This window comes from Nocardioides flavescens (assembly GCF_009823805.1).
GTDB lineage: Bacteria > Actinomycetota > Actinomycetes > Propionibacteriales > Nocardioidaceae > Nocardioides > Nocardioides flavescens.
In genome coordinates this window covers 119,595-133,176 of record NZ_WUEK01000002.1, presented here as the reverse complement: position 1 = coordinate 133,176, position 13,582 = coordinate 119,595, and the positions used below count along the sequence as shown (strand labels likewise).

The following is a 13,582-nucleotide window of genomic DNA, read 5'->3' as shown; positions in this document are numbered from 1 at the left end:
GTATCCGCCGCCGCCGACACGCGCTGGCGGAGCGTCCGATCCGGCGCGCGCCGGCGTCCGGTCGGAGCGAGCGGGTCAGTGCGAGCCGGTCAGAGCTCGCCGGTCAGGAACTGGGCGCGGCCGTGACCGAAGGACCAGTCCTCGGGCTCGTTGCGCACCACCGAGACGACGAGGTCCTCGGGCCGCAGCCCGACCCGCTCGTGCAGGCGCTCGGCCAGCGCGGCGTACAACGCCTGCTTCTGCTCACGGTCGCGACCCTGCTGGGTGATCTGGATCACCACCACCTGGTCGCTGCGCTCGATCCCCAGGCCGGTGTCCTCGATGAACAGCCGGCCGGGCGGGTGCTCGGTGACGACCTGGTAGCGGTCGCCGGGCGGCGCGGCGAAGACGTCGAGCAGGCACTCCTGCACGGTGTCGGCGAGGGCGCGGACCTCGTCGTCGGTGCGACCGGCGACGAGGTCGATGCGGACCAGGGGCATGGAGGGGCTCCTCGGGTGAGCGGATGGGTCGGGTGGCTCCCTCCCCGGTGCCCGATGGAGCGACGCACCCGTCCCGGCGTGCCCACGTCGTACGGCGCCGCGCGTCGCGAGAGACTGGCCCCATGGCACGGCGCAGCACCCCGCAGGAGCTCCCCGACGACTTCGAGGAGCACATCCAGGACATCGACGTCGGCGACGAGATGCGCTCGTCGTTCCTGGAGTACGCCTACTCGGTCATCTACTCCCGCGCCCTGCCCGACGCGCGCGACGGGCTCAAGCCGGTGCAGCGACGGATCCTCTACACGATGCACGACATGCGGCTCTTCCCCGACCGCGGTCACGTCAAGAGCGCCCGCGTCGCCGGCGAGGTCATGGGCCGGCTGCACCCCCACGGCGACGGAGCCATCTACGACGCCCTCGTGCGCCTCGCCCAGCCGTGGACCCTGCGGCTGCCGATGATCGACGGCCACGGCAACTTCGGATCTCCTGACGACCCGCCGGCAGCGATGCGGTACTGCGTGACCGGTGACACGCACGTGCGCCTGGCGGACGGGTCCTCGCTGCGCATCGACGAGCTCGTGTCGCTCCCGGCCGACAGCGAGGCCGACACGGACGTCGAGGTGCTCGACAAGGACGGCAAGGCCGTCCACGTGTCCAAGGTCTTCAACTCCGGCGTGCACCCGGTCAAGCGCCTCACCACGGCCAGTGGCCACACCCTGCGTGGGAGTCACAACCACCCGGTGCTGTGCCTCCTGCCCATCGCAGGCGTGCCGATGTTCCAGTGGCTCCGCCTGGACGAGATCACCCCGGGGACCGTGGTCTGTCTGGCGCGCAACGCATGGACGACCGCCGTCCCGATGGCCTACGAGATGCAGCTCGGGACGCTGCTGGGCGGCTGGGTCTCAGAGGGGTTCGTCTCCGAGGGCCGCGCCGGGTTCAACAACACGGATCCCGAGTACTTCCAGTACGTCCTGGACGCCTACGACGCGCTCGTCGGCGGTCGCCGATGCGTCAGCGCCCGGCAGCTCAGGCGATCGGGCAAGACGATCCACGAGCTCGACGTGCAGAACCTCACGCAGCTCCGCACCAGTCATCTGCACGCCCTGAGCGGTCTCGAGGCAGCCGAGAAGGTCGTGCCGGAGGTCGTCTGGCGCGGCACGCCAGGCGTCAAGCGAGCGTTCCTCATGGCGCTGTTCGAAAGCGACGGTGGGCTGAGGCCGGCCAGCGACAAGTCCCTCACGATCCAGTACTCCACCTGCAGCGAACGGCTCGCCCGCGGGCTCCTCGAGCTGCTGCTCGAGTTCGGCATCCACAGCAACCTCACCCGCTACGAGCGCGGCGAGTACCGCCTCGTCATCTCCGGCCTGCACGACATGCACGCCTTCGCCGAGCGGGTCGGCTTCCTCACGGCCAAGCGTCGCCGCCTCGAGTCGTTGCTGCGTGAGATGCCGCGCTACACGCACCGGCTCACGCGGGACCGGGCCCCGTACGTCGCAGACTTCGTCCGCGACAGTCTCGGCGAGGGCCGCGGCACCGGGAAGACCTGGCTCGTGCAGCACAACTTCGACCGGGTGGAGCGGTGGCAGCAGGACCGTAGCCTCATCGTCTCGCAGTTCGAGGACTCCGAGGTGCTCAAGGTCGTCGCCTCGGTCATGGACTCGGGCTACCGGTTCGTCGAGGTGGCAGAAGTGACCGACGAGGCACCCGAGACGGTGTACTCGATCCGTGTCGACAGCGAGGACCACTCGTTCCTCGCCGGCGGCTTCGTCAACCACAACACCGAGTGCCGGATGGCTCCGCCCGCGGTGGCGATGACCGCGTCGATCGACGAGGACACCGTCGACTTCAAGCCCAACTACGACAGCCGCGAGACCGAGCCGGTGGTGCTGCCCAGCGCCATCCCCAACCTCGTCGTCAACGGCACGACCGGCATCGCGGTCGGCATGGCCACCAACATGGCCCCGCACAACCTCGTCGAGGTGGTCCAGGCGCTGCGCCACCTCATCACGCACCCCGGCGTCGACCTCGACGGGCTGATGCGCTTCATCCCCGGCCCCGACCTGCCGACAGGCGGCAAGATCATCGGCCTCGACGGCATCCGCGACGCCTACGACACCGGCCGCGGCACCTTCCGGATGCGAGCCACCGCCCGGGTCGAGACCATGGGGCGCCGCAAGGGCATCGTGGTCTCCGAGATGCCCTACAACGTCGGCATCGAGAAGGTGGTCGAGCGGATCAAGACCCTCGTGCAGGGCAAGAAGCTGCAGGGGATCTCCGACGTCAAGGACCTCACCGACATGACCCACGGCACCCGCCTGGTCATCGAGGTCAAGAACGGCTTCGTGCCCGAGGCGGTCCTCGAGCAGCTCTACAAGCTCACGCCGATGGAGGAGACGTTCGGCATCAACAACGTCTGCCTCGTCGACGGCCAACCGCGCACGCTGGGGCTGAAGCAGCTGCTCGAGGTGTTCCTCGGCCACCGCTACGACGTCGTACGCCGGCGCTCGCAGTTCCGGCGCGACAAGAAGGCCGAGCGTCTCCACGTCGTCGACGGCTTCCTGCTGGCCCTGCTCGACATCGACGAGGTCATCCAGGTCGTGCGCACCAGCGACGACCGCGCGGCCGCCCGTGAGCGCCTGATGGAGGTCTTCGACCTCTCGGAGATCCAGGCCACCAACATCCTCGACATGCAGCTCGGCCGCCTGACCCGGCTCAGCCGCATCGAGCTCGAGAAGGAGCAGGAGACGCTGCGCCGCGAGATCGAGGAGCTCGAGGCGATCCTGGCCGACGACCAGCTGCTGCGCGAGGTCGTCTCCGACGAGCTCGCCGAGGTCGCCAGGACCTACGGCACCCCGCGCCGCACGGTCCTGCTGGAGTCCGCCGGTACGACGGTCACCGCGGCGAGCGCCCCGCTCGAGGTCGCCGACGACCCGTGCTTCGCGCTCCTCTCCTCCACCGGGCTGCTCGCCCGCACCACGAACGCCGACCCGGTCGGCCGGGGCGAGGGCGACGCCGCGTCGCGGGCCAACCACGACGTCGTCGTCTCGGCCGTGGCGACCACCGCCCGCGCGGAGGTGGGACTGCTCACCAGCCGCGGCCGGCTGGTCCGGATCGCGGTGCTCGACCTGCCGGCGCTGCCCCCGTCGGCCAACGACCCCAACCTGCAGGGCGGCTACCCGCTCAGCGAGCTCGTGCAGCTCGCCGCGGGCGAGCGCGCCCTGGCGCTGACCTCGCTGCGCACCGACGGACCCGGGCTCGCGCTCGGCACCCGCCAGGGCGTCGTCAAGCGGGTCAACCCCGAGGTCCTGAACCGCGACGAGTGGGAGGTCGTCCGGTTGGAGGACCGCGACGAGGTGGTCGGCGCCGCCGAGCTCGTCACCGGGACCGAGACCCTGTGCTTCATCACCACCGACGCTCAGCTGCTGCACTTCGGGGCCGACGGCGTGCGCCCCCAGGGCCGCTCCGGCGGTGGCATCGCGGGCATCCGCCTGGCCGCCGGCCAGCACGTCGCCTGGTTCGGCGTCGTGGACCCCTCCGTCGAGACCGTCGTGGTCACCGCGTCCGGCTCCTCGACGGCGCTGCCCGGCACCGAGCCGGGCGCGGTCAAGGTCGCGCCGTTCAGCGAGTACCCCGCCAAGGGTCGCGCCACCGGTGGCGTCCGCTGCCACCGGTTCCTCAAGGGAGAGGACGTGCTCGTCACCGCGTGGGCGGGCGACGCGCCGGCCCGGGCGGCCGCGACCAGCGGAGCCCCCGTCGAGCTCCCCGAGGCGACCGGCCGCCGCGACGGCTCCGGCGTCCCGGCGGCGCAGCCCATCGCCGCGGTCGCCGGTCCGGTCGGCACCCGGCTCGCCCGGTCGCTCGAGGCCGCCCCGACCAGCGGTGTGCAAGGGTGAGGGCCGTGACCAGCCGCGCACTTCGCCGCTCCCCGGGCCGGCTCGTGTCCCTGTCCCTCGCCGCGGTGTTCGGCGCGGCCGTGCTCGCCGGCTGCTCCGGCGACGACGGCGGCGACGACGGACCCGAGCGCTCCCCCGAGGAGGTCGTGGCCGCCGCCAAGACCACGCTCGACGACACCAGCGGCGTCGCCATCGAGCTCAGCACCGACGACCTGCCGAGCGGCGTCACGGGCATCACCGCGGCGACCGGCACGGGTGTGCACCCCTCGGCGTTCGAGGGCACGTTCAAGCTCAGCGTCAACGGCCTGGCCGCCGACGCCGACGTCATCGCGGTCGACGGCACGACGTACGCCCGCAACTCGCTGCTGCTGCCCGACTGGACCCAGATCGACCCCGCCGACTACGGCGCGCCCGACCCGGCGAAGCTGATGGACCCCGACGGCGGGTTCTCCGGTCTGCTCGGCTCGGCGACCGGGCTCGAGAAGGGCGACTCGGTGCGCGGCGGTGCCGACAACTCCGAGATCCTCACCGAGTACACCGGCACCCTGCCCGCCGAGGCCGTGTCCGCGCTGATCCCGACCGCGAGCGGCGACTTCGACGTGACCTACACGATCACCGACGACGACGAACTGCGCAGCGCCGAGATCACCGGCGCGTTCTACGGCGACGACCAGGGCCAGGTGACCTACACGCTCGGCCTCGACGACTACGGCACCGAGAAGCAGATCACCGCTCCGTGACCGACGTCGGCGCCGGCCCGTCGCGGGCGGGACTCCGCTCCCCCCGGCTCCTGCTGGTCCTCGCCTCGGTCGCGGTGGCCTTCGCCGCTGCCGACACCTACGTCGTCGTCCTGGCCCTGCCCGAGATGATGGGCAGCGTCGGGATCTCGATCGACCAGCTCCAGCGGGCCGCCCCGATCATCTCGGGGTTCCTGCTCGGCTACGTCGCGATGCTGCCGCTGATCGGACGCATCGCCGACCTGCGCGGCCGGCTGCCGGTGCTGACCGCGGCCCTGGTCGTGTTCGCTCTCGGATCGCTCGTCACGGCGATGGCCTACGACCTGCCCAGCATGGTCACCGGGCGTTTCCTGCAGGGGGTCGGAGGCGGCGGTCTCGTGCCCGCGACCCTCGCGCTCGTCGCCGACCTCTACCCCGCCGAGCGCCGTGGCGTGCCGCTCGGGGTGGTCTCCGCGGTCCAGGAGCTTGGCAGCGTCCTCGGTCCCCTCTTCGGCGCCGTCGTGCTGGCGCTCGCCGACTGGCGCGCGATCTTCGCGCTCAACCTCGCGGTCGGCCTCGTCCTCGCGGCGGCCGTGCGGGCCACCGCCGGCCGCTCCCCCGCGCGTACGACGGCACGCGGCCGGCCCGACGTCGTCGGCGCGCTGCTGCTCGCCGCCACGCTGGTCCTGGGCGCCGTCGTGTTCGTCCGGCCGGCGCCGCTGGTGCGCGACCTCACCTGGGGCGCGTGGTTCGTGCCGTTCGCCGGCTCGGGGCGGTGGCTGACGCCGGTCGGGGCAGCGGCCGTCGGCGCGCTCGTGCTCCTGCTGCTGCGCTGCGTCCTCGCCCGGCGTCCGCTCGTCGACCTGCGCGGGTGGTGGCGCAGCGCCCGGGAGGCCGACCTCGTCGGCGCACTGTTCCTGGCCGTGGCGCTCGGTGGCGTGATCCTGGCCTTCGCCACCGCCGACCCCGCGGTGCAGGTCTTCTCCGACCAGGGGCTGTGGTACCTCCTCGGCTCCGCCGTCGCCGCGCTCGCCTTCGTCCTGCACCTGCGCCGCGCCGAGGCCCCCCTGCTCCCCCGCGGCGCGCTGCACCGGCGTCCGGCCTGGGGCGCGGTGGCGGTCAGCTTCTTCGTCGGCGCGGCGCTGATCGCGGCGCTCATCGACATCCCGATCTTCGCCCGCACGACGACGTACCGCGACTCCCAGCTGATGGCCGCGCTCGTCCTCGTGCGCTTCCTCGTCGCCCTCCCGGTCGGGGCCGTCGTCGGTGGCTACCTCGTCCGCAGCCGCAGCGCCGGTCTCGTGACCACGGTCGGCATGGGCCTGTCGGCCGTCGGCTTCGCGATGATGTCGCGCTGGGGCGTGGACGCCCTCGAGCACCCCTCGGCCACCGTCGCGCTCGTCGTGTGCGGCCTCGGGTTCGGTCTCGCGCTCGCCCCTGTCAACGCCGCCGTGCTCGCGAGCACCGACGACGCCGTGCACGGCGTGGCCTCGGCGATGGTCGTCGTCGCCCGGATGGTCGGCATGCTCGTCGGCATCTCGGCCCTGACCACGATCGGGCTGCGCCGGTTCTACGCCGAGCAGGACGCGATCGACACCGTCGCCCAGGTCTGCGGGCAGGCGCAGATGTGCGACGCCTACCGCGACCTGCAGAAGCTCGCCGGGGTCGCCCAGGAGCAGACCGTCTTCGCCGGCGCCGTCGTGTGCTGCGTCGTCGCCGGCGTGCTGGCGCTCGTGCTGTTCCGCGGGGCGCAGACCCGGGGTGTCCAGCCCCGGGACAGCCTGGGTGCGACGGTGTGAGCGACGCGCTAGATTCCGGAGACGTGCACTCCTTCGACGACCTCCTCCAGGCCAACGGCGAGTACGCCGAACGCTTCGACCTCTCCGGCTTCGACGGCATCGCGCACGCGGGTGTCGCGATCGTCACCTGCATGGACTCGCGCATCGACCCGCTCGCGATGGTCGGGCTCAAGGCCGGCGACGCCAAGATCTTCCGCAACCCGGGCGGTCGGGTCACTCCCCAGGCCCTCGAGGCGCTCGTGCTCGCCGCGCACCTGCTCAACGTCTCGCGCGTCCTGATCGTCCCCCACACCCGCTGCGCCGTGGCGAGCAACACCGAGGCCGAGCTGCACGAGAAGATCAACGCCTCCTCGGGCCTCGACTCCACCTGGCAGCCCTTCAACGTCGTGCGCGACCAGGTCGCCGCCCTCGAGGAGGACGTGCGCAAGGTGCGCACCCACCCCCTGATCCCCGAGACCGTCGCCGTCGGCGGGTTCGTCTACGACGTCGACACGGGTCTGCTCGACCGCAAGTTCTAGGCCTCGGTGGTCGCGACGGAGAGCGCGGCGACGCCGGTTGTCCAGGAAAGACGGCGCTGCCCCGGTGGGTGAGGAAGGACGAAGTCCTGTCTCGGAGCCACCAGCACCTCCGACAGCGATTTCGAGACGGTCGCCAGCGTGACCTCCTCGACCACCGGCACCGACCGCCACCTCACGCGTCGAGCGTCTCCGCGTCGATCTCGTAGGCGCCCTGCACGATGAACTCCTTGCGCGGCGCGACCTCGGAGCCCATGAGCAGCTCGAAGACCTGCGAGGCGGCCTCCGCGTCGTCGACGGTGAGCCGGCGCAGGGTGCGCCGGCGCGGGTCCATCGTGGTCTCGGCCAGCTGGTCGGCGTCCATCTCCCCCAGCCCCTTGTAGCGCTGCGGGGTGTCCTTCCAGCCGATGTTCTTCTTCTTCAGCTCGGCGAGCTTGCGGTGCAGCTCGTCGTCTGAGTACGTGTAGACGTACTTGTCCATGCCCTTGCGGGGGTTGGTGAGCTCGATGCGGTGCAGCGGCGGCACGGCGGTGAAGACCCGGCCGGCGGCGACGAGCTCGGGCATGTACTTGAAGAACAGCGTCGCGAGCAGGCAGCGAATGTGGGCCCCGTCGGAGTCGGCGTCGGCCATGAAGATGATCTTGCTGTAGCGCGCCGCGTCGATGTCGAAGGTGCGCCCCGAGCCCGCGCCGACCACCTGGATGATCGAGCCGCACTCGGCGTTCTTGAGCATGTCGCCCACCGACGCCTTCTGGACGTTGAGGATCTTGCCCCGGATCGGCAGCAGGGCCTGGAACTCCGAGTTGCGCGCGAGCTTGGCGGTGCCGAGCGCGGAGTCCCCCTCGACGATGAACAGCTCGGTGCGGTCGTCGGTCGCGCGGCAGTCGGCGAGCTTGGCCGGCAGCGCCGAGGACTCCAGGGCGTTCTTGCGGCGCTGGGTCTCCTTGTGCTGGCGCGCGGCGATGCGGGTCTTGGCCGCGCCGGCGACCTTCTCCATCACCAGCCTGGCCTGGGCCTTCTCGACCCGCTTGGTCGAGGTGAGGAACGCATCCATCTCGGCGGAGACGACCTTGTTCACCACTCTGCGCACCTGCGGCGTGCCGAGGATCTCCTTGGTCTGACCCTCGAACTGGGGCTCGGCCTGGCGCACGGTCACCACGGCGGTCATCCCCTCGAGGACGTCGTCCTTGGTGACGGGGTCGTCGTTGACCTTGAGGACCTTGGCGGCCCTCATCACGTCGTTGAACGTCTTGAGCAGGCCCTGCTCGAAGCCGCTGACGTGGGTGCCGCCCTTGGGGGTGGCGATGACGTTGACGAACGAGCGCAGCTCGGTGTCGTAGCCGGTCCCCCACCGCACCGCGATGTCGACGCCGAGCTCGCGCTCGACCTCCTGCGGGGTCATGTGGCCGTTGGCGTCGAGCACCGGCACCGTCTCGGTGAACGTGCCGCTGCCCTGCAGGCGCAGCACGTCGGTCACCGGCTCGTCCTTCGCCAGGAAGTCGACGAACTCGCCGATGCCGCCGTCGTGGCGGAACTTCTCCTCGACCATCTCGGGTCCACGCAGGTCGCGGATGACGATCTCGAGGCCGGGCACGATGAACGCCGTCTGCCGGGCTCGGCCGAGCAGGCCGTCGTAGACGAAGTCGGCGTCCTTGGTGAAGATCTGCCGGTCCGGCCAGAAGCGGATCCGGGTGCCGCTGCGGCCCTTCGCGACCCGAGCGCCCTTGCGGGTCAGACCGCTCTGCGCCGTGAACGCCGCCCGCGGGCCGTCGCCGTCGAAGACGCCCGGCACGCCGTGCTTGAACGACAGCCCCTGGATGGCGGGCGAGCGCTCCACGTCGATGTCCATGCGCGCCGAGAGGGCGTTGACGACCGAGAGCCCGACGCCGTGCAGACCGCCCGTGGCGACGTACGAGCCGCCACCGAACTTGCCGCCGGCGTGCAGCTTGGTTGCGACCACCTCCACGCCCGGGAGCCCGGTGCGCGGCTCCTTGTCGGTCGGGATGCCGCGCCCGTCGTCGTGGACCTCGACCGAGTCGTCGGGGTGGAGCGTGACCTCCACCCGCTGCGCCGCTCCCGCGAGGGCCTCGTCGACGCCGTTGTCGATGATCTCCCACAGGCAGTGCATCAGCCCGCGGGTGTCGGTGGAGCCGATGTACATGCCCGGGCGCTTGCGCACCGCCTCGAGGCCCTCGAGGACCAGCAGGTGCGCGGCGTTGTAGGCGGTGTCGATCGGTCACTCCTCGCGTCGGTGCCCCCGGTCGGGACCGTTCGCGGGTCCCATCCGGTGGCGGGTGCGGCTCCGAATCTACCTTCGACACGCCGGGCGGCCTCGCAGGCACGCCTGGTCGGGTCGCCCCCGGACCCCCACTACGGTGGGGTCAGCGGCAGCGTCGCCGCCGTCCGGACAGCCAGGCAGCCGCACCATTCGCACCAGCCGTCCCACCAGCCCGACCGCACCACCTGTCCGAACTGCGTTGTTCCACCACCATCTCGGTTACCGAGGCCACACACTGGTCCCAGGCGTGAACCGGGACGGTGGTGGGAAGACCATCCGTGATTGGATCAAGGCGTCCGAGGGGGATGTGACGCAACCGGGGAATCTTTGGGGACCCTGGCTACGTTGCACCAACGACACCGAAACGAGAAATGAGGCCGTCGTGACCACTGCAGTTGCTCCGAGCACCCCGCTCACCGCAGCCGACCGCTGCGACCGTTGCGGAGCCCAGGCCTATCTCCGCGTAGAGCTCCAGTCCGGCGGCGAGCTCCTCTTCTGCGCCCACCACGCTCGCGAGCACGGTGACAAGCTCAAGGAGATCGCCGTGACCGTCGTCGACGAGACGGGCAAGCTCACCGACAAGCCGGGCGCCTCCGCCTGAGGCACCGCCCCACAGACCCTGACCGACCCGCCGCCGATCAGCGGCGTACGACACGACGAGGCCCCGGACCACCAGGTCCGGGGCCTCGTGCCGTTCCCGGCGCTCGACTCCCGACGTGCGCCTCGTCGCTGCCGGTCGCCGGGGGTCGTTGTGGGAGCCTGAGGCCGTGACCGGCGTCGAGCTCCTCTGCGCCCTCGTGATCGCCGTGGGCCTCGTCGGCATCCTCGTGCCGATCCTGCCGGGCTCGATCCTGATCCTCGGGGCCGCGGTCGCGTGGGCCTTCTCCACCGGCGGGGTCCTCGCCTGGAGCGTCGCCGGGGTCGTGACCGTCGTGCTCACCGGCGGAGCCGTCGTGAAGTACCTCGTGCCCGGGCGGCGACTGCAGGTCGCCGGCATCCCCGCGTCAACGCAGTGGGCCGGGGTGGCGCTGGGCGTGGTCGGCTTCTTCGTCGTGCCGGTCGTCGGCCTGTTCCTCGGCTTCGTCCTCGGGGTGTACGCCGCGGAGCACCGCCGGCTGGGGGCCCAGCGCGCGTGGCCCTCGACGAAGCACGCCCTGCGCGCGGTCGGGCTCAGCATCCTGATCGAGCTCGCGGCCGGCCTGGTCGCGACGCTGGTCTGGGTCGGCGGAGTGCTCGCGACGTGACCGTGCTGCTCTCGCTGCTCGCGGCGGCGTCGTACGGTCTCGGCGACTTCAGCGGCGGCATCTTCTCCAAGCGCGGCGGCCCCTGGGCGGTCTCCCTGCTCGCGCAGCTGGGCGGCACCGTCCTCGTGCTGGTCGTCGCCCTGGTCGACGGGCGCACCCCGGGCGCGACGGATCTCGCCTGGGCCCTGGTCGCCGGACTCGGCAACGGGTTCGGCACGGCGTTCCTCTACCGTGGCCTCGCGGGCGGCCGGATGGGCGTCGTCGCGCCCGTCTCGGGCGTCGGCGCGGTGGCCGTCCCCGTGCTGGTCGGCCTCGTCGCCGGTGAACGGCCGGGCGTGCTGGTGTGGCTCGGGCTCGTCCTGGCCCTCCCGGCGATCTGGTTCGTCTCGCGGGCCCCGTCCTCCTCCCCGACCGGCGCCAGTGGCTCCTCCGGAGTGGTCGACGGGCTGCTGGCGGGGCTCGGCTTCGGCTCGCTCTTCGCGGCGCTGGCGCAGGTGCCGCAGGAGGCGGGCTTCCTCCCGCTCGCGCTCAACCAGCTCGTGGCTGCGTTCGCCATCGTCGCGGTGGCCCTCACCCTGCGTCAGGACTGGGTGCCGCGCTCCTCGTGGGCACTCGGCGGGGTCGTGAGCGGCGCTCTCGGTGCCCTCGCCACAGGGCTGTTCCAGGTCGCGACCCACCACGGCTACCTCAGCGTCGCCGCCGTCATCACCTCGCTCTACCCCGCCGTCACGGTGCTCCTGGCCGCGGTGGTCCTGCGCGAGCACGTGCACCGGGCGCAGGGACTCGGCCTCGCGATGTGCACCGCCGCCGTGGTGCTCGTCGCGGCCGGCTGAGCGCTGACACCCCCCGGAGGCGGGTACTGACGGGCATGAGCGACACGAACGACCCGACCCGCGACGGGCTCCTCCGCGAGGAGTCCCTCGGCGCCGACACCAGCAAGGACCGCGGCACCAGCATCGCCACACCCACGCGCGCGCAGGACGACGACCCGCTGCGCCGCTCGCGCACGAGCGGGATCTACGCCGCCGTCATCGGTCTCGGCGTGGTGCTGATCCTGCTGATCATCTTCATCGCCCAGAACACCCGCCGCACCACGGTCAGCTTCCTGACCTGGGACGGTCAGGTGCCGGTCGCCGTGGCGCTGCTCATCGCAGCCGTCGCGGGGCTGTTCCTGGCCGGGATGGCCGGCACGTTGCGCATCCTGCAGCTGCGCCGCCGCGTCAAGCGCGGCGCCCGCGCCAGCCACTGACGCCCGGCGCACGACGCAGCGAGGGCCCGACCGCGAGCGCGGTCGGGCCCTCGCGGGCGTCGTGATGTGCCTGAGTGCGCGTCAGTCGAGGTAGTCGCGCAGGACCTGGGACCGGCTCGGGTGGCGCAGCTTGCTCATCGTCTTGGACTCGATCTGACGGATCCGCTCGCGGGTCACGCCGTAGACCTTGCCGATCTCGTCGAGCGTCTTGGGCTGCCCGTCGGTCAGCCCGAAGCGCATCGAGACCACGCCGGCCTCACGCTCGGAGAGCGTGTCGAGGACCGCGTGGAGCTGCTCCTGCAGCAGCGTGAAGCTGACCGCGTCGGCCGGCACGATGGCCTCGGAGTCCTCGATGAGGTCCCCGAACTCCGAGTCGCCGTCCTCACCGAGCGGGGTGTGGAGCGAGATCGGCTCGCGGCCGTACTTCTGGACCTCGATGACCTTCTCGGGGGTCATGTCGAGCTCCTTGGCGAGCTCCTCCGGGGTGGGCTCACGGCCGAGGTCCTGCAGCATCTGCCGCTGGACGCGGGCCAGCTTATTGATGACCTCGACCATGTGCACCGGGATGCGGATGGTGCGGGCCTGGTCGGCCATCGCGCGGGTGATCGCCTGACGGATCCACCACGTCGCGTAGGTCGAGAACTTGTAGCCCTTGGTGTAGTCGAACTTCTCGACCGCGCGGATCAGTCCGAGGTTGCCCTCCTGGATCAGGTCCAGGAACAGCATGCCGCGGCCGGTGTAGCGCTTGGCCAGCGAGACGACGAGGCGCAGGTTGGCCTCGAGCAGGTGGTTCTTGGCGCGACGGCCGTCCTCGGCGATCCACTCGAGCTCCTCGAGGAGCGCGGGCTTGATCTTGCCGCCCTTGGCGAGCTTCTCGTCGGAGAAGAGGCCGGCCTCGATCCGCTTGGCGAGCTCGACCTCCATCTCGGCGTTGAGGAGGGGCACCTTGCCGATCTGCTTGAGGTAGTCCTTGACCGGGTCGGCGGTCGCGCCGGCGACCATGACCTGCTGCTCCGGCTCGCCGGTGTCGTCGGCGTCGGAGACGACGAACGACGCCTCCTTCTCGTCCTCCTTGATGGAGGGGTCGGCGGCGACGTCCTTCTCGAACTGCTCGTCCGGCAGGTCGGGCAGCACCTTCTTGCCGTCGGCGTCGACGGCAGGGACCGGCACGACCGGGTCGGTCGCGGCGGCACCCGCAGCCGGCGCGGCAGCGGTCTGGGCGGCGGACTTCGCGGGGGCCGCGGTCTTGGCGGCCTTCGCGGTCGTGGTCTTCTTCGCGGTCGTCGCGGCGGCCACGCGGCCGGAGCCGGCCGGGATCCGGACGGAGACCCCGAGCGTGCTCAGGTGCTCCATGAGCCCCTTGAGGTGCTTGGGCTCCACGGCGGCGTCCTCGCTGGCGCGACGGACGT

At 71.6% G+C, this 13,582-nt stretch carries 11 protein-coding genes and 3 pseudogenes; 10 read left to right on the top strand and 4 right to left on the bottom strand.

The features are described 5' to 3' along the window. Window positions 1-89: 89 nt before the first annotated feature. Complete coding sequence (locus GRQ65_RS03310) at window positions 90-479, bottom strand: tautomerase family protein (RefSeq protein ID WP_160875165.1); 390 nt, start codon at window positions 477-479, stop codon at window positions 90-92. Between the two features lie 122 nt (window positions 480-601). On the opposite strand from GRQ65_RS03310, the pseudogene GRQ65_RS23755 reads away from it, so the two are divergent. The 6 genes and pseudogenes from GRQ65_RS23755 to GRQ65_RS03290 form a co-directional block, all read left to right on the top strand. Then, window positions 602-1,165 (top strand): annotated as a pseudogene (locus tag GRQ65_RS23755) (DNA gyrase subunit A); the annotation flags it as partial. A gap of 87 nt (window positions 1,166-1,252) precedes the next feature. Further along, window positions 1,253-1,867: pseudogene (locus GRQ65_RS23750) on the top strand (LAGLIDADG family homing endonuclease); the annotation flags it as partial. A gap of 366 nt (window positions 1,868-2,233) precedes the next feature. Further along, window positions 2,234-4,372: pseudogene (locus GRQ65_RS23745) on the top strand (DNA gyrase/topoisomerase IV subunit A); the annotation flags it as partial. Window positions 4,373-4,377: 5 nt separating this feature from the next. Then, complete coding sequence (locus tag GRQ65_RS03300; protein ID WP_160875161.1) at window positions 4,378-5,112, top strand: LppX_LprAFG lipoprotein; 735 nt, start codon at window positions 4,378-4,380, stop codon at window positions 5,110-5,112. Continuing rightward, entirely contained in the window at window positions 5,109-6,887 is a 1,779-nt protein-coding gene (locus GRQ65_RS03295; RefSeq protein ID WP_160875159.1) for an MFS transporter, read from the top strand. The genes GRQ65_RS03300 and GRQ65_RS03295 overlap by 4 nt, the downstream gene beginning before the upstream one ends. Before the next feature lie 23 nt (window positions 6,888-6,910). Then, window positions 6,911-7,405 carry a carbonic anhydrase gene (locus tag GRQ65_RS03290; RefSeq protein ID WP_160875157.1) on the top strand — a complete coding sequence of 165 codons (495 nt, stop codon included), beginning with the start codon at window positions 6,911-6,913 and terminating at the stop codon, window positions 7,403-7,405. Here GRQ65_RS03290 and GRQ65_RS03285 read toward each other — a convergent pair. After that, the gene (locus GRQ65_RS03285; protein WP_160875155.1) at window positions 7,402-7,566 is read right to left on the bottom strand and encodes a hypothetical protein; all 165 of its coding nucleotides are present in this window, start codon (window positions 7,564-7,566) and stop codon (window positions 7,402-7,404) included. The genes GRQ65_RS03290 and GRQ65_RS03285 overlap by 4 nt on opposite strands. A gap of 11 nt (window positions 7,567-7,577) precedes the next feature. Further along, a complete protein-coding gene (locus GRQ65_RS03280; RefSeq protein WP_160875765.1) occupies window positions 7,578-9,563 on the bottom strand; it encodes a DNA gyrase/topoisomerase IV subunit B in 1,986 nt (661 codons plus the stop codon). Between the two features lie 499 nt (window positions 9,564-10,062). Here GRQ65_RS03280 and GRQ65_RS03275 point away from each other — a divergent pair, with 499 nt between their 5' ends. The 4 genes from GRQ65_RS03275 (at window position 10,063) to GRQ65_RS03260 (ending at window position 12,173) form a co-directional block, all read left to right on the top strand. Next, window positions 10,063-10,281, top strand: coding sequence for a DUF7455 domain-containing protein (locus GRQ65_RS03275; RefSeq protein WP_160875153.1), 219 nt, complete (start codon window positions 10,063-10,065; stop codon window positions 10,279-10,281). A gap of 166 nt (window positions 10,282-10,447) precedes the next feature. Continuing rightward, window positions 10,448-10,924: a DUF456 family protein gene (locus tag GRQ65_RS03270; protein ID WP_160875151.1), complete on the top strand. Its 477-nt coding sequence runs from the start codon at window positions 10,448-10,450 to the stop codon at window positions 10,922-10,924. Continuing rightward, a complete protein-coding gene (locus tag GRQ65_RS03265) occupies window positions 10,921-11,757 on the top strand; it encodes an EamA family transporter (protein WP_160875149.1) in 837 nt (278 codons plus the stop codon). Before GRQ65_RS03270 ends, GRQ65_RS03265 begins: the two co-directional genes overlap by 4 nt. A 35-nt stretch (window positions 11,758-11,792) precedes the next feature. Next, the gene (locus GRQ65_RS03260; RefSeq protein WP_160875147.1) at window positions 11,793-12,173 is read left to right on the top strand and encodes a LapA family protein; all 381 of its coding nucleotides are present in this window, start codon (window positions 11,793-11,795) and stop codon (window positions 12,171-12,173) included. Window positions 12,174-12,254: 81 nt separating this feature from the next. Here GRQ65_RS03260 and GRQ65_RS03255 read toward each other — a convergent pair whose 3' ends face one another. Further along, a complete protein-coding gene (locus GRQ65_RS03255; protein ID WP_237447687.1) occupies window positions 12,255-13,526 on the bottom strand; it encodes an RNA polymerase sigma factor in 1,272 nt (423 codons plus the stop codon). Window positions 13,527-13,582: the final 56 nt, after the last annotated feature.